The organism is Roseivirga sp. UBA838 (genome assembly GCF_002296035.1).
Lineage (GTDB): Bacteria > Bacteroidota > Bacteroidia > Cytophagales > Cyclobacteriaceae > Roseivirga > Roseivirga thermotolerans.
Window position 1 is genome coordinate 67,674 of the sequence record NZ_DBHC01000037.1, and the last position, 24,744, is coordinate 92,417.

Sequence of the window (24,744 nt, forward strand, 5' to 3'; positions counted from 1 at the left end):
TTCTACAAAGAGCACTATGAAGCCCCTGAAACCTGCTTTTGCCGCAGGCAGGCAAGTTCGGGGTGGCACTTATCTGGCTTTTGAGACAACCTCCTGAAATAACAGGGACATAGGCTTCCCTCAGATCTTTATTGCCTAACGGATAGAAAACATTATTATGAAAAAGATACTTTCAATAGCCCTATTACTGCTAATGGCCATGCCGGGGGTGTTTGCACAAAAAGTGCTTACACTAGAAGAGTGTATCGATATTGCTTTGCAAAACAATATTGCTTTAAAAAGGGCCAGAAACAGTGCTGAAATTGCCAGGGCGCAATATACCCAAAGCAAGTTCAACTTTTTACCTTCTTTGAGTGCCGGGGCTTCCCACAACTGGTTCGAAGGACTTTCTTTTGACCAGACTTCGGGAAATCTGGTAAATACTACTACCCTAAGTGGTGGTGGTTCCATTGGTGCCAGTATGACTCTGTTCGATGGATTTTCGAATTTGCTAGGTATGCAACAAGCCAAGGCTAGTTATGAGGCTGCAGAAGAAAATGTAAAGAGTACTGTTCAGCTAACCCAAGCCAATGTGGTAAACGCTTTTCTTCAGGTGGTAACCACCAAAGAAAGCCTCAAAATTAATGAAGCCCTTAGAGAATTGTTACAAGAACAACTGGAAAGGGAAGAGATTAGAGAACGAGCGGGAGTGGGTAATATGGAGCAAGTGTATAACTTCAGATCTCAAATTGCCCAGCAAGACCTGGTTATAGTAAATAACCGGAATACGCTAGAGTCTTCTAAGTTGCAGCTTATTCAGCTCTTGTTGTTGGATCCTTCGGAAGAATATAGTTTCGAAGGCATAACGCTCAACGATAGTTTGCTGGAACAAGAACTACAAAACTATAATGAGGTACATGAAAAGGCCATGAGTTTTTCTCCGGGCGTACGTTCGGCCGAGTTGAGTTTAGAAGCTTCCAGAAAAGCCATGCAGTCGGCCAAATATTTGTGGATGCCAAACCTATCTATTTCGGCAGGCTACGGAACCAGTTGGTCATCCAACCTGAGAGACCAAACCGATGGTTCTGTAATTGACCTTTCTACCCAGTTCGATAATAACAGAAGAAAGTCTGCCTCTTTAAACCTTAACATTCCATTGTTTAACAACTTTAGGAATAGAACTCAGATGCAGACCAGTAAGATTCAAATGCTTAATTCTGAGCTAGGATTGGAGCAGGCTAAAAATGACCTAACCAATCAGTTGCAGCGGGCATATCTGGATTTGGTAAATGCTAAAACTACCTATGGGGCAGCTAAGCAAAGTCAATTGAATCTAAACCAGTCGTTTGAATTTGCGAAGACCCGCTATGAAAATGGAACGATAGACTTTGTTACATACCTGCAGAGTCTTAATGCTAAGAATAGGGGAGATTTCGAAATGTTGAGATCGAAATACAGCATATATCTGAGAAAGCTGATTTTGGATATTTATATGGGCGAATTAATTTCTCCCACTAATAATTAATGGTATAGTATTCAACAACTTTACCAGACTGAATGATAATCTGATTGTTTTCCATAAATACTGTTTTAAAAGAAGGGTTGGCACGTCCAACCTTTCTTTTTTGCTTAGAGTAGATATCTACCAGCACTATCTGCCCTTCTTCTATGCTTACCAGTGAGTTTTCGCTAAAACTAAAGTAAGCTCCCCCTTTGAGGGGAATTGTGTCCATATAATTGCCCAGATTATCAAAAACGAGTACCCCTGAATTCTTATCACCAACAAAAAGCAGGTTTTGATATTCGCGCATAAAAGTGGGCTGAATGTTTTTTACTGAAAGACTGAGGGATAAAATGTTATCAAGAATGGTTTCTCCATTGTTTAGGTCAACCTTCTTAACGGCCAATGTATTGTTGTCGAACAACCATAGGTTGTTATCTCCGGAGAGGGTGGCCAGACCACTAAAATTACTTATGCTCAGCGACTGTAGAGGATAGCGCTCAGAATCGGTAAGAAAGCGATTTAAGAAAAGGTACTCCTGAAAGTTCTGGTAGTAAGCAAAAACTCTTAAACCCTGCCAGGCTTCTAGCAAGGTGGGGGCTGCCTTGCGCTGTGGCGAAAAGTGGTATAGCATTTTGCCGTTGCTATCGTATTTCTCAATGGTACCGTCTTTACTGGCAAAGTACAAGTAACCCTGGCGATCTATTGAAGCTGCTTCCGGAATAAAATTAATTTCGAATCGGTGTTTGAATACCAATTGCTGAGCAGCGAGTTGGGTACTGCAAAGAAGCACAAGAAGTAAGAAGCTAGCCCTCATAGGTCTTTAGTTCTACTTTACCTTCGGCATATTCAGCATAAGTAAAGGCACCAAGCCATTCACCCAGGTTAATGTATCGGCTGTTGTTTCCCACCTCAAGATCTAGCGGCAGATGACGATGACCGAATATATAATAGTCTCTGTGTTTTTCTTTTTCTAAAGACTTGGCATAAGACCAAAGCCATTCTTCTTCTCCCAGAAATCTTTGCTCAGTGTTGTTGGCCTGAGCCCTGCTTTTTCCGGACCAAAAATTGGCCAGGCCAATACCCACATTGGGGTGTAGCCAGTGAAAGGCCCATTGAAAGAAACGATTGGTAAATACTTTTTTTAGAAACTTATAGCCCTTGTCACCCGGCCCCAGGCCGTCACCATGCCCAACATACAAGCTGGTTTGGTTAATGAATAGGTCAATGGGTTCGGTATATACCTTGGCATTAAATTCTTCCTCAAAGTATCCAAACATCCACAGGTCATGGTTTCCGGTAAAAATATGAAGCTCTATGCCGGAATCAGCTATTTCGGCCAATTTGCCCTGGAAACGCGAAAAACCCTTGGGGATGGTGGTCTTATACTCAAACCAAAAATCGAATAAGTCGCCCACCAGAAAAATGGCATGGGCATCTTTTTGGCACTGACTAAGCCAATCAATTATCTTTTGTTCTCTCTCCCGACTCTTTGCTTTGTTGGGTATGCCCAAATGAAAATCCGATGCGAAGTAAACTTTTTCTGATGCTTTAGGCTTAAGCTCCATGGGTTAAAAAAGGAATTGGCGCAAGTTAGCGGAAAGGGTAAAACAAAAAAAATCAGGCGGTAAGCCTGATTTTTTTATGGATTATGATTCTTCTTTAGGAGGGCTATCGTCAGGGCTGGTTTGCTCTTTCGTTTCAGCCGCTTCTTCTACACTTTCTTTTTCTGCAGCTTCTGCTTCTTTTTTTGCTTTTCCATTGCTGCTGTTGGTGTAAGCCTGGTAAGTGGTTTCCTTCTCAAAAGGACGCTTACCAATAAGGCCTTCTAAATCGGACTGGAAAAGAATTTCTTTGTCAAGAAGTTCTTTGGCCAAAATTTCCAGCTCTTTCTTCTTTTCTAACAGCAACTGTTTGGTGCGCTCATAGGCCTGAGCAACAATCTTCTTAACCTCTTCATCGATGGTTTTGGCCGTATCTTCTGAATAAGGTTTGTTGAAACTGTAGTCGTTTTGCTTGGAGTCATAGAACGAAATATGACCAATCTTGTCGTTCATTCCATAAACCGTTACTATGCTGTAGGCCATTTTGGTTACTCTTTCCAGGTCGCTTAAGGCACCGGTAGATATTTTGCCGAAAATAATCTCTTCGGCAGCCCTGCCACCCAGGGTCATGCACATCTCATCGAGCAATTGCTCAGTTTGGTAAAGGAACTGCTCTTTGGGCAGATACTGTGCATAGCCCAAAGCGGCTACTCCTCTAGGTACGATCGACACTTTAACCAACGGATCGGCATGTTCCAGGAACCAGCCGGCCACGGCATGTCCGGCTTCGTGGTAAGCCACAATCTTTTTCTCTTCAGGAGAAATAATTTTATTCTTTTTCTCAAGCCCTCCAATTACGCGGTCTATAGCGTCCTGAAAATCGGACATATCAACTGCTTTTTTGTCTTTTCTGGCGGCAATAAGGGCGGCCTCATTACACACGTTGGCTATTTCTGCACCAGCAAAGCCGGGAGTTTGGGCCGAAAGCTTCTTAGGGTCTACATCTTTTTCAAGCTTGATTGGCTTGAGGTGTACTTTAAAGATAGCCTCCCTACCCACAATGTCGGGTTTGTCTATGCTTATTTGACGGTCAAATCGTCCCGGTCTAAGTAAGGCATTGTCCAGTACATCGGGACGGTTGGTAGCGGCCAAAATAATTACTCCTGAGTCTGTGGCAAAACCATCCATCTCCACCAGTAGGGAGTTGAGGGTATTTTCGCGTTCATCATTAGACCCCGGCATTTGACCTTTACCTCTCGATCTACCAATGGCATCAATCTCATCTATAAAGACTATACAAGGTGCTTTTTCTTTGGCTTGCTTAAACAAGTCTCTTACTCGGGCAGCACCTACACCCACAAACATTTCGACAAAATCTGATCCGGAAAGGGAAAAGAAGGGTACGCCTGCCTCTCCTGCAACGGCCTTGGCAAGTAAGGTTTTACCGGTACCCGGAGGGCCTACCAATAAAGCACCTTTCGGTATTTTACCACCTAGCTTTGTGAATTTGGAAGGGTTCTTTAAAAAGTCAACAATCTCTTTTACTTCTTCTTTGGCTTCATCGAGTCCTGCCACGTTGTCAAAAGTGATTTTCACTTTGTTTTCCGTATCGAAAAGTGCCGCACGAGATTTTCCAATGTTGAAAATTTGACCTCCGGGACCTGCATTTCCAGTCATTCTGCGCATCATGAGCCAGAAGAAAAGGATAATGAGAATCAGGAAACCCCAGGTGCTCAGGAATTCTAAGATGGTGGTTCGGTTGTCGAACTCAATAGAAACCTTCTGGTTGCTGGGAATATTGTTTTCTCTTACAAACGTATCGTAATAGTCGCGGAAATCTTCAGCAGAAAAGAACTGCTTTTCAATTTTGTAGTGAGGTCCTGTATTGAACCCAAAGGTATTATTCTTCTCAATCTCCGTTTTGTATTTGGCATTCTCTAGAGCTTCGCCTTTGAGAGTGATTTCTACAATGTTCTGATTTTCGATATAAAGTATTTTGCCAACATCATTGCTTTTCAGCATGTTTTCAAACTTGGCTTTGGTAACTGGTATTCCTGAATTGGAATTGGTAAAGAATGAAATGGCGAAAAATAGAATAATCAGTGAGATGAAAACCCATATTTGATTATTCGGTTTTTTACCACCTCCGGGGGCTGGTTTGCCCAGAATATTCTTCTTTCTTGGACTATCTGGCATTATTCAATTATTTGAGTCTTAGATAAATTTTCTTTATAACGCTTTACTGACACAAAGGTTAGCTGGCGTTGGTCACTGAAGTGATCGCGGCATCTCCCCATAGTTCTTCAAGGCCGTAGTAAGACCTCCGATCTTTTCTGAATATATGGGCTACAACGTTCACGTAATCAATAAGAATCCATTCTCTATTGGTGAAGCCTTCTTTTCTCCAGGCTCTTTCTTTGGTTTTTTCTACCTCTTCTTCAACAGATTTAGCAATTGCTTCTATTTGTGTGTCTGAGTTGCCCGAACAAATAACGAAAAAGTCGCAGATTGCCCCTTTAACCTTACGAAGGTCCATGATGACAATGTCTTCGGCCTTTTTCTCCTCCATGCCCTTAACAACCACCTTGCTCAGTTCTTCCGAATTCATTAATGAGTTAGTGAAGTATTTTTGATTTCTTTGCGCGTAAAACTACGAAAACTGTTGTACAAAATTCCTGCTAATACCTTATTTGTCGGTAAGGCGATCTTTTATATGCCATCCTGTCATTCAACCAATGACAGTGCTCGTGAGTTGTTGCAAAACACTGCCACAACCGAAGGGGCAGTAATAGTTACTGATGAACAAACCAAAGGGAAGGGGCAACGGGGTAACGCGTGGCTGACAAACCCCGGTGAGAACCTAACGCTGTCGCTAGTTTTAAAACCATCTTTTCTCAGGCTTGCCCAACAATTCTACCTTAACATGATTAGCTCCCTGGCTGTTAGAGATACAATTTCCGGTTTATTGCCGGGGGCTGTTGTGGTAGTGAAATGGCCAAATGACGTATACCTGAATGGTAAAAAAGTGAGTGGAATACTCATAGAAAATAGTTTGAAGAAGGAAGTGTTGGATAACTCGATTGTTGGTATAGGTCTCAACGTTAATCAACAAAAGTGGAGTCTTGAAGGTGCGGTGTCATTAAGCACTGTGGCAGGTCATCAGTTTGCCCTTTCGTTAGTTTTTGAGAGACTCCTGGAATGTTTGGAGGCATATTATTTGAAGTTGAAGGCCGGTAAATATGAGGAGATAAAGCAACTGTATCTGCAACACCTTCTTGGCTATAGGCAGAGGCGAAAATACAGGTCGGAAGTAGTGTTCGATGGCATAATTGAAGATGTGACTGATGCCGGACTGTTGAAGATGAGAACTTCAGGAGGTACCGAATATTTTGACTTTAAAGCAATAGAATTTATCTGGAATTAACATAAACAATTGATCGGCAGAGGCTAAGGTGTTACCTTTGCGCCTCGAAAAAAGAATATTCAATGCAAGAAACAGGAGTAAAATTCAAGGTTAAGGATATTAACCTGGCAGAATGGGGTAGAAAAGAAATTCAATTGGCTGAGGCAGAAATGCCAGGGCTTATGGCTTTGAGAGAAGAATATGGAGCCAGCAAACCACTCAAAGGAGCAAGAATAGCAGGGTGTCTTCACATGACTATCCAGACGGCTGTGCTTATTGAGACATTGGTAGAACTAGGAGCGGAAGTCACCTGGTCGTCATGCAATATTTTCTCTACTCAAGATCATGCTGCGGCTGCCATTGCCAAAGCGGGTATTCCTGTGTTTGCCTGGAAGGGTATGAACGAAGAGGAGTTTGACTGGTGTATTGAGCAAACACTTTTTGCCTTTGAAGGAGGTAAGCCATTGAATATGATTTTGGACGATGGAGGAGACTTAACGAACATGGTTTTGGATCGTTTCCCTGAGTTGGTGCCTGAAATTAAAGGTCTTTCTGAAGAAACCACTACGGGTGTTCACAGATTGTATGAGCGTATGAAGAAGGGTACACTCCCCATGCCTGCCATCAATGTGAACGATTCAGTAACCAAGTCAAAATTCGATAATAAATACGGTTGTAAGGAATCGCTGGTAGATGCGATCAGAAGAGCTACCGATGTAATGTTGGCCGGTAAAGTTGCCGTTGTGGCAGGCTATGGCGATGTAGGAAAGGGTTCTGCAGCATCTCTCAGAGGCGCAGGTGTGAGGGTTATTGTTACAGAGATTGATCCAATTTGTGCACTTCAGGCTGCCATGGATGGTTACGAAGTGAAGAAGATGGTGGATGCTGTGAAAAGAGCCGATATTGTGGTGACAGCAACAGGAAATAAAGACATTATTACAGGAGAGCACTTCAAGCTCATGAGGGATAAAACCATCGTTTGTAATATTGGTCATTTCGACAATGAGATTGATATGGCCTGGTTGAACAAGAACTATGGCAGTACCAAAGTTGAAATCAAACCTCAGGTGGACTTATACAATATCGAGGGTAATGACATCATAGTGTTGGCAGAAGGAAGACTTGTGAACCTTGGATGTGCTACAGGTCACCCATCGTTTGTAATGTCTAACTCTTTCACCAATCAAACGCTTGCTCAAATAGAGCTTTGGACTAATTCTGGAGCCTACGAAAACGCGGTTTATACGTTGCCTAAGCACTTGGATGAAAAAGTAGCCGCATTGCATCTGGCAAAAATTGGAGTAGAGCTCGATACGCTTACCCAAGATCAGGCAGAGTATATTGGTGTTACGGTAGAAGGCCCATTCAAGCCGGAGCATTATAGATATTAATCTGATTCAGATAAAATAATAGAAAGGCTTCCTGAAAAGGAGGCCTTTTTAGTTTCTATTGATGTAAACTAGGTTCTCCCCACTAATGCTCTTATCGAAAGGGTATTTGGCAATAGCCTTTTCGAAAACTTCTGTACAGCCCGGTCTCATACGTTCGTGAAGCTCTATGATGAGCAGCCTCACTTTAGGCAGCCATTCTTCATAGCCCTCCTGAAAAACACTCATTTCTGCACCTTCAATATCAAGTTTAAGAATGTCTATGCTTTCCCAACCCTGTTTGGCAATGAGGTCGGCAATGGAGACAGCTTTAAATGCTCCGGCATCGGTGGCATTGCATTCTGCTACTTCAAAGGCCCAATGCTCTGTTTTCGGGTTGATGATTTTCAAGAAAGACGAATTACCCCAAATGGCGGTCTGTATGGGAGTGACATTGGGGTAATGGGCGGTGTTTTTCTTTACCTGCTCAAAATTTGAGTTATCAGGTTCAATAGACAAGACTTCAGCATCTGGGTATTTGTGGGCGAAGAACACCGAGGCATAGCCTACGTTTGCTCCACCATCTAGAATGGTTTTAGGACTAAAACCTAAATCCATTTCATAGCGAGTATTCATAAATACCTGCCTTAAGGTAGGCTCATCTGAAGTGCCTCTGCGCAGGTAAAGCTTATGCGGATAGCCTGTAAGAGAAAACGATGTTTCTTCTCCCTGGCGGCTACTATCGAAAAAGTCTTTATAGAGTTCAAGGCCATCTGCTCCCCATTTTCTAACATACTGTTTGGGTCTGTAATAAAGCTTGAGCTTAGTTTTTAAAGGCTCATAGGCATTGTTGGCAAAGTCCTTAATTTTTCTCCTGATGCTCATAGGTGGGGCACTGGTTCAAATATGAAGTTATTACAATAAGCCTTCTTGTTTAGAATCTCTTTTTTCTCGTCCGTTGCTTGATCTCTTTCAGGATCAAACTCTACCAAGGGCCTTAGTTTACCATTCTTGTAGAAACTTCCTTTATAACCGAGATTTGTGAGGAAGTCAAATACATCAAAGACTGTCTGACTATTCAGGTGACGGTTTTCGCACTCAAATAGTAGCTTTGGTTTGTCTTTTCGAAGTAAGTCTTCAGCACCTTTAAAAACTTCTAATTCATGACCCTCTACATCTATTTTAATGAAGGAAACAGGTTGTGTTCTATTAGTTAGCAGTTCATCAATCTTAAAAACTGGAACCTTGATAGTATGTCCTTCCTGCTCGGCTCTCTTTTCAAAAGTTGCTCCTGGTGAGGTTAAACCTTCTGCTTTGGGTACGAAAAGCTCGAGCGAACCAGCCTTTGAAGAAACACCGGCATGATGTAGTTCTACATTTGAAAATTCGAATGATCTAATGCTTTTGGTTAGGTACTCATGTAAAATGGGTTGAGGCTCAAAGGCAATTACTTTGCCTTTAGGGCCTGTAGCTTTTCGAATCCAATGAAGATAACCTCCTTTATGAGCACCGATGTCGAGCACAAAGTCTCCAGGCTTGATGCTTTTCAATAAATAAGCTAGCTCGGCCTTATCATCAACGAATCGGTATTTGTATGCACGATAAAGGAATTCCGCCTTAGAAAATTTTTTGGACATGGTGTTTAGGGTCGATAGACGAGTTGAAAATTAGCAAATTTTGAATAGTCTCCATTTTCAGCCTCAATACAAGCCATGATAAACTTGGCAAACTGAGATTCACTTGGGAAATCATAGATTAGGCCTGACCAGAGCACCTTAAAATCCTTAAGTTGACCAGCGTTTTCTTCTCTGACAAGAGCTAAGGTTTCTCTTGGGTTTTGATTAATCTGCTCAATGGTAGCATCCCTTTCAGCAAATCGTTTCGCATAAAAGGGAATGTTGTGAATAAGTGTGCCTTCAATAAAAATAGGTGTTTCAGAGGCTATATCATTTTGCTCAATGATTTTACCAATCTCATCATAAGGCCTAAACTGCTCCAGTTTAGGCAATAAAGTGGCAAAAGAGATGAGAAAGAGCGAAATGATCCAGAATGGTGCTGCTAAAAGAAGGTGGTTGTTTTTTTCCTTTTTCTTAAAGTGAAAAACAACAAGCAGGCCCAACCCTACACCTGAAGCCAAATAATTCGCCACATGGAGGTTCAGTTTTTCAATAATTAAAACATGGGCCACAAGAATGAGCGCGGTTGGTATCAGAAACATCAAGCTCCAGATACCTTGAGCCAAAAGATTTTTCGGATTGAAATCTAGAAGCAATGGCACCGTCATGAGCAATAGCCCTGGGTGTGCCTGTATCATGTAGGTTGGTATTTTACCCTTAGCAATGGTGAAAATCACAAACATTACCACCACCCAGCAGAGCGGAAAAGCTATTCTTTGCCAATCCTTTCTATTCAATAACCACCAAAAACAGGCATAGAAGAATACCAGAGAATAGGGCAGGATACTCCATGAGATCACTTCCAAATAGAAGAAAGGAGAGCCATTGGGTGTTCTGGATAATGCCCTTCCGAAAGTTTCGCGGTAGTAAACTTCCCAGAAGTCTTGCCCATCTTTCAGGTACATGAAAATTACCCAACTGAGGCCAATGAGTACTACAAGTGGAATGCCTATGGGGAGTTTCAGAAACTTCACATCGCGCCAAATCTCTTTCCAATCGAATGAATTGGTGATCAATGTATATAAACCGATTATCCCTCCAATCACTATAATGTAAGGGAATCCTTTGGTGAGCACTGTAAGCCCAAGGGCTATATAGGACAACCACAGGTATTTGTTCTTTCTGGACATGTAGGCCTTAAGAAAGCCATACATGGTAAGGGTAAAGAAAAAAGTTAATGGTGTTTCTGGAGATGCATACTGTTTTACCGCCAATAGCTGAACACTAAAGGCCATCATCACTAAAGAATATACGCCTCCCTTGTCACCATAAAGGAGCCTTCCAATTTTGTAGGTGTACCAAATGCTGCCGATTGCTAATAGAACGATGGGAAGTCTGATGGCAAATTCTGTCAGTCCGAATATGGCGGACGATAAAGCGATGAGCCAGTAGGTAAGGGGTGGTTTATTGTATCGTGGCTCATAGTTATAGAAAATCTCCAGAAAGTTTCCGCTCTCAAACATTTCCCGGACTGATTCTGCATAAAAGCTTTCATTGGGAGTCCAGATATCATTGACATGAAAGTTGAAGAGATAGATTAATGATACGAATACCATTAAAAAAATCACTTGCTTTCGATGGTTAGCTTGAAGAGAAATATAAGACCAGATGCTGTTCATTAGATCGATTTCCCCTGATTTAAAAGTTTCAGGTACATGTATTTAAGAAAAGTATAATAGGCAGAAGTTTTACAAATAATAAATCCTTCGAAGCCATCTTTAAAGCCTCCTTTTATGAAGTAGTCATTTAGAAACCTAACAGGGGGGCTCACAATCATTTTGAAGTTACTGGTTCTTTTGCCCATCTGCTTCATGGCCATGGCAGCTTGCTTGGCATAAGAGGCAGATATATTTACCAAGTCTTCATAAGAAGTAAATGAGTAGTGAAGTATATCGCCCTTAATCTTGCCAATAGATGCATCCTCGTCCATTTTCACTCTCGGGTGAGGATCCAAGCCACTCCATAGTCCTTTTCGTCTATCGTATAGTCTCAATTTAGCATCCGGGTACCACCCTGAATGATTGATCCATTTGCCACAGAAATTGGTATAGCGGTTAAAGAAATAACCATCATGCTTCCAATCATTCTTCACCCTTAATACCTCAGACTGCAGCTTGTCTGACAACTCTTCATCGGCATCTAGTTGAAGCACATAGTCATGAGAGGCCTTGCTCTGGGCAAAATTTTTCTGATCCAGAAAACCATTCCACTTGTTCTCTATAAATATTGCACCTAGACCCTGCGCTATCTCTTTGGTTCGGTCTGTTGAAAATGAGTCAACTACAACTATTTCATCACACACGGGCTTCAGTGAGTTAATGCACCGCTCGATATTCCTTTCTTCGTTGAAGGTGATAATGACTCCGGATATTTTAACAGCCTTTCCCATTATTGCTTAAACCAAGTGATCAGTTGTTGATGAAGATGTAGTTTCTGTGATTATCTGATTTCGGATATGGAATAGTGTCAAAATCATGAGCATCTACTCTCTGCTCTCCATTAAAGAAAAAGCCCTTGTAACCCAGATTTTCCAGAAACCTGAACACATCTCCCTGAAGAACCTCTTCATGATGGCATTCGAAGAGCAAAGTGGGCTTATACTTCTTTAGGGTTTCTGATCCTCCTTTAAAAACCTCTAGTTCATGCCCTTCTACATCGCATTTAATAAATGATAGCCGGCTAACATTCTTGTCTTTAAGAAAGGAGTCTAGTGCTGTTACTTCTACAGAAATCTTCTCCTTTCCAGTGGGATCGAAAAGTTTATTGTTCTCAGATTCAATCATTGCGCCTCCGTCACCAATATTTCTTCTATAAAGGTTCATCTGTGAAGCTTTCGATGAGAGCCCTTTGTTGACAATCTCAATGTTATTGAGACTGAATGAGCTTTTGATTTCTTTAAGAAAAGCGCCTAGTTCAGGCTGTGGCTCAAATGAGATTACTTTGCCGTTTTTACCTACCGCTTTGGACATCCAATAGGTATAAACCCCTTTATTAGCACCAACATCTATGGTAGTGGTGCCTTTTAAGTCTTGAGCCAATAAATACTTTATTGACTCTTTTTCTGCACGCAATCTGAATTCCCAGAAACGGTAAAGGGTCTTTATTTTTAAGCTAAATTGCATTTGATTTAATATATAAACCTGTATTTCTCTTACTTTCGAGCCTGAACAGGTTTTAAAAAAGTTTCCAAAGATCATGATTTTAGTCGACAATGCCGTAATAAGTGACGACATCAAAGAGCAGTTCTTCGTGTGTGACCTCGAGAAGTGCAAAGGGGCTTGCTGTGTGGAAGGAGACTTGGGGGCTCCATTAGAAGAATTTGAGTTGAAGGAACTGGAAGATGCTTATGAGGCAGTTAAACCCTACCTATCTAAAGAGGGTATAGAAGCCCTGGAGAAAGAAGGGCTTTACATCAAGGATTTTGAGGGGGACTATTCAACAACAACTATTGGTGGAAGAGAATGTGCTTTTGCCATTTATGATGAAAAGGGCATTTTGAAATGCGGCATTGAGCAAGCTTATCGAGACGGTAAAACCACCTTTAAAAAGCCAATATCCTGCGAGCTATACCCAATTAGGATTACCAAATACGATCACTACGAAGCTCTTAATTATGATCGATGGAGTATCTGTTCTGCGGCCTGTACTTTGGGTGAGAAGCTGGGGGTGCCTGTTTATAAGTTTCTCAAAGACGCCCTGATCAGAAAATATGGCGAAGCTTGGTATAATGAGCTTTGTAAAGAAATTGAGGGCGCTTAGTGGCGTGGCTTATAGGCCACACAGAAAGTACTCACTCCAAAGGGAGCATTAAAGGATTTAAGCAATTTGTTTTCAAGACTCAATAGAGCTAACAAGAGTCCATTACCTGTCGGAATACGCTCAATATCACCATGAATGTTTTCAGCCTTGGACTTAGTTAGGTTATTCAACTTTCTTTTCAAATAAAGAGGGAAGAAAAGGGTTACATTCCAATAGCTTGTTCTTTCAATTCGGAAACCTGCTTCAGATAATTTACGGCTTAATTCTTTCTTTGTATATCGCCTGTAATGCATGTTCACTTCATCATGCTGACTCCAAAGAAACATATAGGCCGGAACAAAAACATAAAGCCGTCCACCTGGCTTCAAAGTATTAAACCAGTTTTTAAGTGCCAGTTTGTCGTCTTTCAAATGTTCAAGGTTGTCTGAAGCAACAATGATATCGAACTGTTGATCGAAATCAGGAGAGTGCCCATCCATAACAAAGGCATTTTTTAAGCCATTGCTTTTGCAGTTGCTGATAGCCTCAGGGCTAATATCCAAGCCATAAAGGTGATCCGGATTAAAGCCATTCAATGCCAACTCTTTGAGTAAGATTCCGGAAGAACATCCAATGTCGAGAATTGAAGAATTTCGATCAGTTTCCTTGAAAAGTTTCAGGATGAATTCTCGTCTTGCTTTGAACCAAAAATGATCCGTCTCTATGTCGTGGTATTTTTCCTCGTAGGCTTTTTGCATCTATTGCCAGGTTTATTCTTCTACTTTTTTATTCTTTATTTTTTCCCGAATAACGAACAAAGGCCTTTGCTTCACTTGGAAGAAGATGCGAAGCACATATTCCCCAATGAGACCCAGTGAAAGCATTTGAATGCCTCCAAACAGTACCAACACAAACAATAAGCCCGTAAAACCTTCCGGTACGTTTCCATAAATTAGCTTTTTGGCCAGTACATAGAACAGGTAGCCAAGAGAAGATAGAATGGTGAGCAAACCTAAGTTTGTTATGAGTTTAATAGGAAACTCACTGAAGTTAAATATCCCGTTAAATGCCAGTTGCAGGAGCTTCTTCAAGGAGTATTTCGATTCGCCAGAGATTCTTTTCGCCCGGTCATACTCTACTCCAATTTGCTTAAAGCCAAGCCAGCTTCGCATACCCCTCAGGTATCGGCTCTCTTCCGGCATTTCATTCAATAACTTCGCCATTCTGGCGCTAATCAGAGAAAAGTCTCCGGCATCCAAAGGAATGTGCACAAAGGAAATTTTGTCCATTATACGATAAAAAGTAGCATAGGCCAGCTTCTTCAGAACTCCCTCTTTTCGGTTTTTTCTGATGGCGTAAACCACATCATAACCTTCTTCATAAAGCTTATAAAACTGCTGTAGTAGCTCCGGTGGATCTTGAAGGTCCGCATCAATAATAAAGACCGCTTCGGTGGCTGAAATTTGTCTTAATCCGGCAGAAAGTGCTATCTGGTGTCCAAAGTTTCTGGATAAAATAATCGATTGAAATCGCTCGTCTTTCAGCGCCAGTTCCCTTATTAACAGAGCCGTAGAGTCTGTGCTTCCGTCATCCACAAGTATTACCTCAATCTTTTTGTGGAAGGAGTCAATAAGCTTTGTCAGCCTCTCGATCAGTTCTGTGAAAACATCTTCTTCATTATAGAGTGGAATTACTATACTGACTTCTGGCTTACTCATTTTAATCTTCAGTTGATTTGGAGTCTAACATCGAAGGTTTAACCTGAATATAGGCTATTAGTAGTGCAACTATACCAAATGTCATGACCTTATAGAATTGTGTCTGATCATACAAAGCCTTACCAATTATATTGGACGATGTGAGGTTGGTCAAGACAAAGTAGATAATAATTGGGATGAGTATACTCTTCTTAGTCTTCCAAAACGAGCCTTTTTCCTCTTTTGTATAGTAAAGGTATATACTGAGGTAAAACAGAACTGGAAAAATATAATAGAAAGAGTATTTATTCTGTGCAGGGAATATAAGTGGAAAAGCAAAACTGATGTATCCGAACTCCCAGAAAAGCTGCTTCCAGTCGGTTAGTCTTTTGAAAGGAGTCCACTTGGTAAAATGCAGAGTGAGAAGAACTAATAGCACGCGGACAACATTGGTAATGGTTCCGGCTAATTCATAAGAAATAGACATAATGTTCCTGCTGCCTGAAATTCTATCGTCAGGCATTTCTGTTAAGTAGGCGTAGATAAAGGCCGAAAGGTTATAAATACCGGTTTTAGTCTCCAACGTATATTCACTATTCATTGGGTTGATAATGCCATACCACTCTTTAATGAGGAAATTGTTGTACTCCCAACCTACAAACAGGGCAGGGAGTAAAACCAGAATCACGACCCATAACACTGTGTACATTGGAGTTTTAAGGTTGCCCCTGAATACAAAATAGGCAATGAGCACAAGCGGCATTATCTTGGTTACAATAGCCAAACCGAGCATTAACCCGGCCAGAATGTCTTTGTTTTTCTTTGATAAATACAGCGAATAAAATGAAAGGAATACCAGAATGATGGTGGTTTGACCCAGCTCAAAATTTTGCCCAATCAAACGGATACAGAGGAAGAGCGCGATTCCGGAAACCACAAAAAATGCCTTTGTATCATCTAGCAATTTGGGGAAGAAGTCTTTGAAAAGAACCAGCGTTTTCACTACCAGAAAGGCATTGAAAAACAACCATAGGAAGATATAAAACTGCTTTGGGAGTAACGAGATAGGATAAAGTGCAATTCCGAAAATTGGTGCATATCTATACTGAGCATGCGGAGTCACTATTCCATCAGGCTCTGTTTCTACCATGTCCTCATCAGCATAAGGGTTAGCCCTCTGGTCAATCATTACCCTGCCGGCAGCTATATAGATGCGGTAATCGGCAGCTTGTTGGGTGGTAAATCCAATGGATAGTAGTGTCAGGATTATGTACAGATAAATCCTTTGCCTTTGGTTGAAGAGGTCTTTCATAAAAAACGCCAGTCTGTATAGACTGGCGTAAGTATAAGAATAAAAGATTCTTTTTGTCTTATAATTTCGAGAAATCGAAAGTCTCTAAGTATTTGGTGGTGAAGTTTCCGGATTTAAAACCTTCGTCTTCCATTAGCTTAATATGGAAAGGAATTGTGGTTTTAATTCCTTCAATTACAAACTCCTCCAAAGCACGCTTCATTCTCACAATTACTTCTTCTCTCGATTGGCCACTTACAATAAGCTTGGCAATCATTGAATCGTAGTTGGGCGGAATGGAATAACCTGCGTAAACGTGACTATCTACCCGCACACCGTGACCACCAGGAAGGTGGAGGTTGGTGATTTTTCCGGGAGAAGGTCTGAAGCCATGTGCAGGATCTTCGGCATTGATTCTACATTCCATAGCATAGAGCTTCGGATAATAGTTTTTACCGGATATAGGAATGCCTGCGGCTACTTTGATTTGTTCTTTTATCAGGTCAAAGTCGGTTACTTCTTCGGTAATTGGGTGCTCTACCTGAATACGGGTGTTCATCTCCATGAAATAGAAATCACCGTGTTTGTCGAGCAGAAACTCAATAGTTCCTGCTCCTTCATACCCAATGGCTTCCGCAGCTTTAATAGCTGCAGCTCCCATTTTATCTCTAATCTCCTGAGTAATGGCCGGAGATGGAGTCTCTTCAACGAGTTTTTGATGCCTTCTTTGAATGGAACAATCTCTTTCAGACAGGTGGCAAGCTCTACCTGTGCTGTCGCCTACTACCTGAATTTCTACGTGGCGGGGCTCCTCAACAAACTTTTCCAGGTATAGGCCATCGTTGCCAAAGGCTGCAGCCGATTCCATCTTGGCATCGTCCCAGGCCTTTTGGAATTCTTTGTCGGACTTAACAATCCGCATACCTCGGCCACCGCCTCCGGCAGTTGCTTTAAGTATAACGGGATAGCCCATTTCGTTCGAAAGCTTTATACCTTCTTCCACAGAGCTCAATAGGCCGTCAGAGCCGGGTATGGTAGGTACTCCGGCTGCTTTCATGGTTGCTTTGGCCGTGGCTTTATCGCCCATTTTGTCGATCATGTCGGGGCTGGCTCCAATAAACTTGATGCCGTATTCTGCGCATACTCTTGAAAACTCTGCATTTTCAGAAAGAAACCCATAGCCGGGGTGTATGGCATCGGCATTGGTTATTTCTGCTGCAGAAATAATATGAGGTATTTTAAGATACGACTGATTGGAAGGGGCGGGGCCAATGTTCACGGCCTCATCAGCAAATCGAACGTGCAAACTGTCTTTGTCGGCAGTAGAGTAAACGGCCACAGTTTTAATGCCCATTTCTTTACAGGTACGAATAACCCTGAGGGCTATTTCTCCTCTGTTTGCTATTAATATTTTCTTAAACACGGTTGGTTCTTTTTGGATGAAACTAATGAATAGAACGTATTCTTAGGCAGGGTCTACCAAGAACAACGGTTGGTCGTATTCTACCGGAGAGGCATTTTCGACCAAAACTTTCACAATAGTTCCTGAAACCTCAGACTCAATCTCATTAAAGAGCTTCATGGCTTCTACAATACACACCTTATCACCGGCCGATACTGTATCTCCTACATTTACAAATGCAGGGTCTTCGGGCTTAGGCGATCTGTAGAAGGTACCTATCATTGGTGACTTTATTTCTACATATTTTTTGGTGTCTTCTGCCGGTTTTGCCGGGGTGGCTTCGGCAGGAGCCGGAGCAGCGGCCTGAGCCGGAGCAGCAGCTACCGGAGCGGGGGCAGGAGCCGCAGCTGGAGCTGAAACTACATGAGCTTCGGTATCTCTTTTTACCTTAATTTTGAATTCTTCCGTTTCAATATTCACTTCAGCCAAACCAGATTTGGCAATGAAGTCGATCATGTTCTTAATTTCTTTCGGGTTCATAACGAGTTAAGGTTTATTTTACACGCTCACCATACGAGCGGGTTCTTGTATCAACTTTAATTTTATCGCCTAAGTTAATGAATAATGGCACTTGAATTTCGGCTCCGGTTTCTAAAGTAGCAGGTTTACTGGCATTTGTTGCCGTATCGCCCTTTAAACCAGGCTCTGTGTAGGTTACTTCCAGCTCCACATAGGCAGGCAATTCACAAGTGAGCGGCTGCTCTGTTTCTGCATGGAACAGAATATCTACTTCTTGTCCGTCTTTAATTAGGTCCGATGATTCAATCATGTCTTCAGGAATCATAACCTGTTCAAAGGTACTGCTGTTCATAAAGTGAAAACCGAACTCATCTTTAAATAAAAACTGATGGGTTCTTTTTTCTACACGGGCAGTCTCAATTTTGTGGCCGGCAGAGAACGTATTGTCTACCACCTTACCTGATTTAATGTTTTTAAGACGGGTTCTTACAAAGGCAGGTCCTTTGCCGGGTTTCACATGCTGAAACTCTATTACCATCCAAAGGTCATTGTTCATTACAATACAAAGACCATTCTTAATGTCTGCAGTAGTAGCCATGTATTAATACGAAATTAGTCTGTTACACTTTTGGATCATAAGCCCACTTTATCCAGATAGCCCCCCAGGTAAATCCGCCTCCAAAGGCTGCCAACACAAGGTTGTCGCCCTTTTTCAATTGAGACTCATAGTCCCAAAGACATAGAGGAATTGTTCCGCTGGTGGTATTACCGTATTTCTGAATGTTGAGCATTACTTTTTCTTCTCCCACACCCATGCGCTTGGCCGTTGCATCTATAATACGTTTGTTGGCCTGGTGTGGTACTAAGAACGAAATATCTTCTGCTACCAATTGGTTTTTCTCCATAATTTCTGCAGCTACATCGGCCATGTTGGTTACAGCAAACTTAAACACCGATGAGCCTTCCTGATACACATAATGCTCTTTATTGGCTAGTGTCTCGGCCGAGGCAGGTCTTCGGCTACCCCCGGCTTTCATATGAAGAAAAGGTGCGCCAGAGCCATCCGATCTTAAAATGGAGTCCATTACTCCAACACTTTCGGTGGTAGGTTCCAGCATTATTGCTCCGCCACCATCTCCGAAAATAATGCAGGTGGTCCTGTCTTCATAGTTAATGATAGAAGACATTTTGTCGGCTCCCACCACCACTACTTTTTTGTATTTTCCTGTTTCAATATACTGCGCTCCTGTAGTGAGGGCATATAAAAACCCCGAACAAGCAGCTTGCAGGTCGAAACCGAATGCATTTTTAGCTCCTATGGCGTCACCAATAAGGTTGGCCGTAGCCGGAAACACCATATCTGGCGTGGTGGTAGCACAAATAATTAGATCTATTTCATCGGGAGTGGTATTGGTTTTGGCTAAAAGTCCTTCTACGGCTTTAATACCAATAACCGAGGTGCCCTGATCTTCACCTTTTAATATTCTTCTCTCTTTGATTCCGGTGCGAGTGGTAATCCACTCATCGGTGGTGTCTACCATAGTCTCCAACTCTTTGTTGGTGAGGATGTACTCCGGTACATACCCCTGGACTCCGGTAATCTGAGCTCTGAGCTGAGTCATGCAGTTAAATTTGGTTGGACATGCAGATTTGAGTCATAAACGTCTGCCAATATAAGGGGAAAGGTTTCAGAATCACAACAGAAAATGGACATAAGCCACCCGGCCCCTATAAATGAAAATGCTCCTGAATAAAACAATCCAGGAGCAAGTATCTTTTCAGGACTGACTTAGGCCAATACCTCTTTTTCCATTACTACTTTACCTTTGTAGTAAAGTTTGCCTTCATGCCAGAATGCTCTGTGAGGCATGTGCATTTCGCCAGTTGTAGGACAAACTACCAGGTTTTTGGCGTGTAGTTTTTTATGAGTTCTACCTTTGTCCCTTCTGGTTCTGGAGGTTTTACGTTTAGGATGCGCCATTTCTTATTCTATTTAATGCTTTCGCTATTCTTATTTTTTCAAATTCTTTAAAGCCGCCCATCGTGGGTCGGTAGTGTCTTCTTCTTGTTCAATGTCTTTTTCCGATGCCGAACTGTAAACCATCTGACCTTCCTCCGTGTCCATTTCTTCATCCTCATACCTGGGGTGAAGTTTCTTCATAGGTATTTGTAACCCTATGAATTCAAACAGAATATTAGCCACATTGAGTACCTGAGTGTTTTTGTCTATGACAAATACATCTTCAGAGAGCTCCTTTTCTTCGTCTCCGTACTTGTAAATAATGTTGTGTTCTGTATTTACCGGAAAATCGAAAAGGTCCAGGCTTCGGTCGCAGCTTAGTACTACGGTTCCATCTATTTTATAGTTGACCTGAATCATACTATCTGATTTGTTAAGTGTAACTGCCGCAGCAAGTTTTCCTTCACTTAGCAAATCACCATCGAACATGTCAAAGAACTCATTCCCAATTTCAAAGGTGTAGTCATGAATACCATTTGAAAGCTTGTAGATATGAATATCAAATCTTTTTGCGGCTTTCATGAATCACCATTTAAAATTCAGGAGTGCAAAGGTATGGAATTCATCTGTAATAGTAAAAGCTTCTTGAAACGAAGTTTTACCAAAATGCAAGAGAAAAAATAGAATTGTTGGCCAAAGCCTATGGTGTGTTGACTTAGGGGTATAAAAAGTTGATTGCCCGGAATAGGTGAAGTATTAGACTCAATCGCTATCAATTATTAAGTATGAGATCAGACAAAGAGCGATAAGGCTCTTTTGGCCTTATGAAGACAATTGTTTCACCTATTGCTTTCCGGGCAATTCAACTAAGTGTTATTCACCTGAATATTTATACACTTCTTGCAGCCCCTGGTTAGAGTTAATGGTATAGCCAAGGTCTTTAATGAGACCATCTTTGAGGCTATAAACCCAACCATGAATGTAAGGGAATTCTCCCTGATCCCATTCTTCTTGCAAGAAAGATACTTTAGCCAGGTTTTGTACCTGCTCTTTCACGTTGAGTTCAACAAAACGGTTGAATCGATCGTCCTCATTTTCAATCGCGTCTAACTCTTTGGCGTTGGCTCTGTAGGCATCTTTAATATGCAGTAGCCAGTTGTCTAAAAATCCGAACTTTTGGTTACTCATGGCGGCTTTTACACCTCCGCATCCGTAATGTCCGCAAACCACAATGTGTTTTACTTTCAAAACTTTTACGGCATAGTAAACAACACTTAAGAGGTTAGAGTCGGTGTGAACCACCATGTTGGCAATGTTACGCTGCACAAAGATAGACCCCGGCATGGTGTCTGTAATCTGGGTGGCAGGAACACGTGAGTCAGAACAACCAATCCATAAAAATTCAGGACTTTGCCCTTTGGCCAGTTCATCGAAAAATGTGGGGTCTTTCTCTTTTACAGATTCTACCCATTTGATATTTCCCTGTTTGAGTAGGTTAATAGAATTAGACATGCGTTGTTATAGTTTAGGATTTATACTGTCAATTACTTTTAATTCATTTTCACCGTGCATTTTGGCCTCTTCGGAGGTAACTACCAATTGGCCCAATGACTGATTGAACCCGTTGAGGTCTAAATGATCTAACGGACTTATTTTGAGTTTTATGTTCTTGAATTTGGCACTTTCTTTAAAGTCGCTGATTATTTCCAGCACATCGTGTTCAATGAACACCGTCTTACTCGCATCTATAAACAGCTCGGCCCCATCGGGCACTTTGTTCAGCTCGCGTAAAATCTGGGCCTTATTCAGGAAAGTTACCTGCTCTGAAAGCACAATCTGATAGTGCTCGTCAGTGGCGTCATGGGTAGACTTGAGTACATAAGGATTCTTAAGGTTGGTGAGCAGAATATTGAATACGGCTACGGCCATACCTATGCCTATACCCACGAGCAAGTCGGTAAATACAATGGCAAACACAGTAACTACGAATGGAATAAACTGCAACCACCCTTTTTTATACATCTCTTTGAACAATGCAGGTTTAGCTAGTTTATAACCCACCACCAAAAGAATAGCTGCAAGACTGGCCAGCGGAATCATATTCATGATATTGGGAATGGCCATTGCTGCCAAAAGTATGAGCACCCCGTGAATAAGGGCTGAAAGTCTGGTTTTACCGCCCGACTGGATGTTGGCCGAACTTCTTACAATAACCTGTGTAACGGGCAGCCCGCCAATAAGGCCGGAAACCATGTTACCAATACCTTGAGCTCTAAGTTCCTGATTGGTAGGAGTTACTCTCTTTTGAGGATCTAGTTTGTCTGTGGCTTCTACACACAGCAGTGTTTCCAAACTGGCCACAATGGCTATGGTTATACCCACAACCCACACTTGCGGGTTGGTGATGGTGGAGAAGTCTGGTAAGGTAAACTGACCCAGAAAACCATTGAAGTCTTCAGATACAGGAATGTTCACCATGTGCTCTGAGGTAATCTCATAAGCACCACCGGCAAATAGCTTACCGAAGATAATGCCAAGAACCACTACAACCAATGGCCCCTGCACAATCTGGAATAGTTTGATTTTTTTCATGAACTTCTGCTCCCAAAGTATGAGAAGAAGAAGAGAGGTGAATGCAATAATAATGGCTCCGGGGCTAATGTAATCGACCATGTTCCAAAGCTCAGAGAAGGTGTTTTCCCCATCGGCCTGAACAAAATCCATTTCACCCTCAGGGTCTGCATCATAGCCAAAGGCGTGAGGTATCTGCTTTAGGAAAATGATGATACCAATGGCAGAGAGCATACCCTTAATTACAGAGGTGGGGAAGTAGTAGCCGATAATACCAGCCCTGACTATGCCCAGTACAACTTGTAAGGCTCCCGCAATAACCACTGCCACGAGAAAGGTCTCAAATGAGCCAAGGTCTTCGATAGCAACGAGTACAATTACGGCCAAACCGGCTGCGGGTCCCGAAACCCCCAGACTGGAGCCACTAAAAGAAGTAACCACAATACCACCCACCATTCCGGCTATTATACCTGAGAAAAGCGGTGCTCCGGAGGCTAAGGCAATACCCAGGCACAGTGGAACTGCTACCAGGAATACTACCAGTCCGGCTGGTGCGTCTGATTTAATGTGTTTAAAAAGGTCTTTATTCATAGTTAAGAAAAATTGAAAAATTCAATGAGTAGCCCCTGTGGGCAACCAGATAATTAAAATAGTGTTTAATGTGGAAATTTTAAACCAATGTCCGTTCAGGAGGGGGGAGCAGAACCTTGTTAACGGCCGATGAACCCAGTGGTTGGCTTTGTGTGTAGTAGTTTACTTTGGTAGTTGCAAAGAAAATATAACGCGTTTGAAAACCCGGAAACTCGTCTTTGTGAAGACCTTCTTTGTTTTCCTCTTTTTCGTTTTCAGTTTCTTCTTCCGCATCGGTTATTTCACAGGCCAACTCTACGGCATTGTCTGATGCTTTAATGTACGTATCCATTGCCAGGCACCCTGTAAAGAATAGCAAAAACAGTATGGTGATGGTTTTAGCCAAAATAGTTGATACTATGTCAATGGTACGAGTCAATGGCTTATACGTTGCTACTATCGATAGAAGTCTGAAATTATTCGATAAAAATACGGTTTTCTTACGACTGTTGTGTCATTCGATTGACCCAAATATCTCTGGCCATGTAAATGGCCGCCCTCATACTTTGCTCATTGGCCAGGCCTTTGCCGGCAATGTTGTAGGCTGTTCCATGGTCAGGAGAAGTACGCACAATACTCAGTCCGGCCGTAAAATTAACCCCGTCTTCAAAGGCAAGGGTTTTAAAAGGGATAAGCCCCTGATCGTGATACATAGCCAACACACCATCGAACTTAGTTTGGCTGGCATTGCCAAAGAAACCATCGGCAGGGTAGGGGCCAAATACCAATTCGCCCTTTTCTTTAAAGGCATTAATCACCGGGCGTATAATTTCGTTTTCCTCGGTTCCAAGCAGGCCATCTTCTCCCGCATGCGGGTTTAGCCCCAAAACAGCCACTTTGGGCTTGGTAATGCCAAAATCTTTCTTCAGAGACCTTAGCATAAGCGATGCTTTTTTCTCAATTACTTCCGCAGTAAGTCTCTCTTTGATTTGTGCTACCGAAATATGGCCCGTGGCTACTCCAATTCGCATTTGCTCACTACAGAGAAACATAAGGCTCTCTTCGGCTCCAAAAGTTTCGGTAAAGAATTCCGTGTGGCCGGGAAACTGAAAAGAATCGCTCTGAATATTGTTTTTGTTGATTGGTGCTGTAACTATGGCATCAATCTTTCCCTCTTTCAAATCCTGACTGGCTTGCTTTATGGCTGCCAGTGCCAAAGCGCCCGCCTCTTTGGTCTCTTCGCCCGGGGTCACTTCAATATCCTCTACACAGTTAATTACATTGAGTTTGTTGTATCGAATCTGATCGGCCTTTTGGGTTTGGTTAAACACAAACTTCTCAATGTCTAGCAGGGTTTTGTAGTGGGAAAGCACCTTTCCATGCCCATAAACTACCAGATTTACCTGATTGAAAATTCTGGCATCGAGTGCCGACTTGATAATCACTTCAGGACCAATACCGTTTACATCGCCAATAGTTATACCAAGTGTGGGCAGTTTTCTTTCTTCTCGCTTAGGTTCATGCAT

26 protein-coding genes are annotated in these 24,744 nt (G+C 42.1%); 4 read left to right on the forward strand and 22 right to left on the reverse strand.

All coding sequences use genetic code 11. The annotated features are described in order from the left end of the window. Nucleotides 1-157 precede the first annotated feature (157 nt). Nucleotides 158-1,504, forward strand: a complete 1,347-nt coding sequence (locus tag B3O12_RS13535; RefSeq protein ID WP_189629491.1) for a TolC family protein — start codon at nt 158-160, stop codon at nt 1,502-1,504. On the opposite strand, the gene B3O12_RS13540 is transcribed toward B3O12_RS13535, so the two are convergent. The 4 genes from B3O12_RS13540 to rsfS all read right to left on the reverse strand — a co-directional run bounded on the left by B3O12_RS13540 (nt 1,494) and on the right by rsfS (nt 5,632). After that, nucleotides 1,494-2,297 carry a hypothetical protein gene (locus tag B3O12_RS13540; RefSeq protein WP_286756668.1) on the reverse strand — a complete coding sequence of 268 codons (804 nt, stop codon included), beginning with the start codon at nt 2,295-2,297 and terminating at the stop codon, nt 1,494-1,496. The genes B3O12_RS13535 and B3O12_RS13540 overlap by 11 nt on opposite strands. Then, nucleotides 2,287-3,048, reverse strand: coding sequence for a UDP-2,3-diacylglucosamine diphosphatase (locus B3O12_RS13545; RefSeq protein WP_286756669.1), 762 nt, complete (start codon nt 3,046-3,048; stop codon nt 2,287-2,289). The genes B3O12_RS13540 and B3O12_RS13545 overlap by 11 nt, the downstream gene beginning before the upstream one ends. 81 nt (nt 3,049-3,129) lie before the next feature. Further along, entirely contained in the window at nt 3,130-5,220 is a 2,091-nt protein-coding gene (gene ftsH, locus B3O12_RS13550; protein WP_286756670.1) for an ATP-dependent zinc metalloprotease FtsH, read from the reverse strand. 58 nt (nt 5,221-5,278) lie between these two features. After that, nucleotides 5,279-5,632 carry a ribosome silencing factor gene (gene rsfS, locus B3O12_RS13555; protein ID WP_286756671.1) on the reverse strand — a complete coding sequence of 118 codons (354 nt, stop codon included), beginning with the start codon at nt 5,630-5,632 and terminating at the stop codon, nt 5,279-5,281. Nucleotides 5,633-5,737: 105 nt separating this feature from the next. On the opposite strand from rsfS, the gene B3O12_RS13560 reads away from it, so the two are divergent. Then, nucleotides 5,738-6,448: a biotin--[acetyl-CoA-carboxylase] ligase gene (locus B3O12_RS13560; RefSeq protein ID WP_286756672.1), complete on the forward strand. Its 711-nt coding sequence runs from the start codon at nt 5,738-5,740 to the stop codon at nt 6,446-6,448. Nucleotides 6,449-6,510: 62 nt separating this feature from the next. Further along, nucleotides 6,511-7,818 carry an adenosylhomocysteinase gene (ahcY, locus tag B3O12_RS13565; RefSeq protein ID WP_189629497.1) on the forward strand — a complete coding sequence of 436 codons (1,308 nt, stop codon included), beginning with the start codon at nt 6,511-6,513 and terminating at the stop codon, nt 7,816-7,818. 48 nt (nt 7,819-7,866) lie between these two features. Here ahcY and B3O12_RS13570 read toward each other — a convergent pair whose 3' ends face one another. The 5 genes from B3O12_RS13570 to B3O12_RS13590 all read right to left on the reverse strand — a co-directional run bounded on the left by B3O12_RS13570 (nt 7,867) and on the right by B3O12_RS13590 (nt 12,592). After that, nucleotides 7,867-8,679, reverse strand: a complete 813-nt coding sequence (locus B3O12_RS13570; protein ID WP_286756673.1) for an FkbM family methyltransferase — start codon at nt 8,677-8,679, stop codon at nt 7,867-7,869. Continuing rightward, on the reverse strand, nt 8,676-9,431 hold the full coding sequence (locus tag B3O12_RS13575) for an FkbM family methyltransferase (protein ID WP_286756674.1): 756 nt from the start codon (nt 9,429-9,431) through the stop codon (nt 8,676-8,678). The genes B3O12_RS13570 and B3O12_RS13575 overlap by 4 nt, the downstream gene beginning before the upstream one ends. 5 nt (nt 9,432-9,436) lie before the next feature. After that, complete coding sequence (locus tag B3O12_RS13580; protein ID WP_286756675.1) at nt 9,437-11,026, reverse strand: ArnT family glycosyltransferase; 1,590 nt, start codon at nt 11,024-11,026, stop codon at nt 9,437-9,439. 62 nt (nt 11,027-11,088) lie between these two features. Continuing rightward, the gene (locus B3O12_RS13585; protein ID WP_286756676.1) at nt 11,089-11,859 is read right to left on the reverse strand and encodes a glycosyltransferase family 2 protein; all 771 of its coding nucleotides are present in this window, start codon (nt 11,857-11,859) and stop codon (nt 11,089-11,091) included. 19 nt (nt 11,860-11,878) lie between these two features. Then, entirely contained in the window at nt 11,879-12,592 is a 714-nt protein-coding gene (locus B3O12_RS13590) for an FkbM family methyltransferase (protein ID WP_286756677.1), read from the reverse strand. A 73-nt stretch (nt 12,593-12,665) separates the two neighbouring features. Here B3O12_RS13590 and B3O12_RS13595 point away from each other — a divergent pair, with 73 nt between their 5' ends. After that, entirely contained in the window at nt 12,666-13,229 is a 564-nt protein-coding gene (locus B3O12_RS13595; protein WP_286756678.1) for a DUF3109 family protein, read from the forward strand. On the opposite strand, the gene B3O12_RS13600 is transcribed toward B3O12_RS13595, so the two are convergent. The 13 genes from B3O12_RS13600 to pdxA form a co-directional block, all read right to left on the reverse strand. Beyond that, entirely contained in the window at nt 13,226-13,966 is a 741-nt protein-coding gene (locus B3O12_RS13600) for a class I SAM-dependent methyltransferase (RefSeq protein WP_189629504.1), read from the reverse strand. The genes B3O12_RS13595 and B3O12_RS13600 overlap by 4 nt on opposite strands. A 12-nt stretch (nt 13,967-13,978) precedes the next feature. Further along, nucleotides 13,979-14,926: a glycosyltransferase family 2 protein gene (locus B3O12_RS13605; protein WP_286756679.1), complete on the reverse strand. Its 948-nt coding sequence runs from the start codon at nt 14,924-14,926 to the stop codon at nt 13,979-13,981. A gap of 1 nt (nt 14,927) precedes the next feature. Beyond that, entirely contained in the window at nt 14,928-16,217 is a 1,290-nt protein-coding gene (locus B3O12_RS13610) for a glycosyltransferase family 87 protein (protein WP_286756680.1), read from the reverse strand. Nucleotides 16,218-16,275: 58 nt separating this feature from the next. Then, the gene (accC, locus tag B3O12_RS13615; protein WP_189629507.1) at nt 16,276-17,619 is read right to left on the reverse strand and encodes an acetyl-CoA carboxylase biotin carboxylase subunit; all 1,344 of its coding nucleotides are present in this window, start codon (nt 17,617-17,619) and stop codon (nt 16,276-16,278) included. A 42-nt stretch (nt 17,620-17,661) separates the two neighbouring features. Next, nucleotides 17,662-18,138: an acetyl-CoA carboxylase biotin carboxyl carrier protein gene (gene accB, locus B3O12_RS13620; RefSeq protein WP_189629508.1), complete on the reverse strand. Its 477-nt coding sequence runs from the start codon at nt 18,136-18,138 to the stop codon at nt 17,662-17,664. 13 nt (nt 18,139-18,151) lie between these two features. Next, nucleotides 18,152-18,715: an elongation factor P gene (gene efp / locus B3O12_RS13625; protein ID WP_189629509.1), complete on the reverse strand. Its 564-nt coding sequence runs from the start codon at nt 18,713-18,715 to the stop codon at nt 18,152-18,154. Nucleotides 18,716-18,737: 22 nt separating this feature from the next. Next, the gene (locus tag B3O12_RS13630; protein ID WP_189629510.1) at nt 18,738-19,739 is read right to left on the reverse strand and encodes a beta-ketoacyl-ACP synthase III; all 1,002 of its coding nucleotides are present in this window, start codon (nt 19,737-19,739) and stop codon (nt 18,738-18,740) included. Nucleotides 19,740-19,906: 167 nt separating this feature from the next. Further along, nucleotides 19,907-20,098, reverse strand: a complete 192-nt coding sequence (rpmF, locus tag B3O12_RS13635; protein ID WP_189629511.1) for a 50S ribosomal protein L32 — start codon at nt 20,096-20,098, stop codon at nt 19,907-19,909. A gap of 30 nt (nt 20,099-20,128) precedes the next feature. Continuing rightward, the gene (locus tag B3O12_RS13640; protein WP_286742321.1) at nt 20,129-20,659 is read right to left on the reverse strand and encodes a YceD family protein; all 531 of its coding nucleotides are present in this window, start codon (nt 20,657-20,659) and stop codon (nt 20,129-20,131) included. A gap of 291 nt (nt 20,660-20,950) precedes the next feature. Further along, nucleotides 20,951-21,589, reverse strand: coding sequence for a carbonic anhydrase (locus tag B3O12_RS13645; protein ID WP_189629513.1), 639 nt, complete (start codon nt 21,587-21,589; stop codon nt 20,951-20,953). Between the two features lie 6 nt (nt 21,590-21,595). After that, nucleotides 21,596-23,239 carry a SulP family inorganic anion transporter gene (locus tag B3O12_RS13650; RefSeq protein ID WP_189629514.1) on the reverse strand — a complete coding sequence of 548 codons (1,644 nt, stop codon included), beginning with the start codon at nt 23,237-23,239 and terminating at the stop codon, nt 21,596-21,598. Between the two features lie 79 nt (nt 23,240-23,318). Further along, on the reverse strand, nt 23,319-23,657 hold the full coding sequence (locus B3O12_RS13655) for a hypothetical protein (RefSeq protein ID WP_189629515.1): 339 nt from the start codon (nt 23,655-23,657) through the stop codon (nt 23,319-23,321). 61 nt (nt 23,658-23,718) lie between these two features. Next, nucleotides 23,719-24,744: a 4-hydroxythreonine-4-phosphate dehydrogenase PdxA gene (gene pdxA, locus B3O12_RS13660; RefSeq protein ID WP_286742320.1), complete on the reverse strand. Its 1,026-nt coding sequence runs from the start codon at nt 24,742-24,744 to the stop codon at nt 23,719-23,721.

Excerpts from the sequence above, each read along its gene's own strand:
- B3O12_RS13650 (WP_189629514.1), bottom strand. The coding sequence starts at position 23,239 with ATGAATAAAGACCTTTTTAAACACATTAAATCAGACGCACCAGCCGGA.
- B3O12_RS13585 (WP_286756676.1), bottom strand. The coding sequence starts at position 11,859 with ATGGGAAAGGCTGTTAAAATATCCGGAGTCATTATCACCTTCAACGAA.
- B3O12_RS13575 (WP_286756674.1), bottom strand. The coding sequence starts at position 9,431 with ATGTCCAAAAAATTTTCTAAGGCGGAATTCCTTTATCGTGCATACAAA.
- B3O12_RS13595 (WP_286756678.1), top strand. The coding sequence starts at position 12,666 with ATGATTTTAGTCGACAATGCCGTAATAAGTGACGACATCAAAGAGCAG.
- B3O12_RS13600 (WP_189629504.1), bottom strand. The coding sequence starts at position 13,966 with ATGCAAAAAGCCTACGAGGAAAAATACCACGACATAGAGACGGATCAT.
- efp (WP_189629509.1), bottom strand. The coding sequence starts at position 18,715 with ATGGCTACTACTGCAGACATTAAGAATGGTCTTTGTATTGTAATGAAC.
- rsfS (WP_286756671.1), bottom strand. The coding sequence starts at position 5,632 with ATGAATTCGGAAGAACTGAGCAAGGTGGTTGTTAAGGGCATGGAGGAG.
- B3O12_RS13560 (WP_286756672.1), top strand. The coding sequence starts at position 5,738 with ATGCCATCCTGTCATTCAACCAATGACAGTGCTCGTGAGTTGTTGCAA.
- B3O12_RS13645 (WP_189629513.1), bottom strand. The coding sequence starts at position 21,589 with ATGTCTAATTCTATTAACCTACTCAAACAGGGAAATATCAAATGGGTA.
- accB (WP_189629508.1), bottom strand. The coding sequence starts at position 18,138 with ATGAACCCGAAAGAAATTAAGAACATGATCGACTTCATTGCCAAATCT.
- ftsH (WP_286756670.1), bottom strand. The coding sequence starts at position 5,220 with ATGCCAGATAGTCCAAGAAAGAAGAATATTCTGGGCAAACCAGCCCCC.
- B3O12_RS13545 (WP_286756669.1), bottom strand. The coding sequence starts at position 3,048 with ATGGAGCTTAAGCCTAAAGCATCAGAAAAAGTTTACTTCGCATCGGAT.
- ahcY (WP_189629497.1), top strand. The coding sequence starts at position 6,511 with ATGCAAGAAACAGGAGTAAAATTCAAGGTTAAGGATATTAACCTGGCA.
- B3O12_RS13640 (WP_286742321.1), bottom strand. The coding sequence starts at position 20,659 with ATGAAAGCCGCAAAAAGATTTGATATTCATATCTACAAGCTTTCAAAT.
- B3O12_RS13570 (WP_286756673.1), bottom strand. The coding sequence starts at position 8,679 with ATGAGCATCAGGAGAAAAATTAAGGACTTTGCCAACAATGCCTATGAG.
- B3O12_RS13610 (WP_286756680.1), bottom strand. The coding sequence starts at position 16,217 with ATGAAAGACCTCTTCAACCAAAGGCAAAGGATTTATCTGTACATAATC.
- B3O12_RS13580 (WP_286756675.1), bottom strand. The coding sequence starts at position 11,026 with ATGGTATTCGTATCATTAATCTATCTCTTCAACTTTCATGTCAATGAT.
- B3O12_RS13535 (WP_189629491.1), top strand. The coding sequence starts at position 158 with ATGAAAAAGATACTTTCAATAGCCCTATTACTGCTAATGGCCATGCCG.
- B3O12_RS13540 (WP_286756668.1), bottom strand. The coding sequence starts at position 2,297 with ATGAGGGCTAGCTTCTTACTTCTTGTGCTTCTTTGCAGTACCCAACTC.
- rpmF (WP_189629511.1), bottom strand. The coding sequence starts at position 20,098 with ATGGCGCATCCTAAACGTAAAACCTCCAGAACCAGAAGGGACAAAGGT.
- B3O12_RS13605 (WP_286756679.1), bottom strand. The coding sequence starts at position 14,926 with ATGAGTAAGCCAGAAGTCAGTATAGTAATTCCACTCTATAATGAAGAA.
- B3O12_RS13590 (WP_286756677.1), bottom strand. The coding sequence starts at position 12,592 with ATGCAATTTAGCTTAAAAATAAAGACCCTTTACCGTTTCTGGGAATTC.
- B3O12_RS13630 (WP_189629510.1), bottom strand. The coding sequence starts at position 19,739 with ATGACTCAGCTCAGAGCTCAGATTACCGGAGTCCAGGGGTATGTACCG.
- pdxA (WP_286742320.1), bottom strand. The coding sequence starts at position 24,744 with ATGCATGAACCTAAGCGAGAAGAAAGAAAACTGCCCACACTTGGTATA.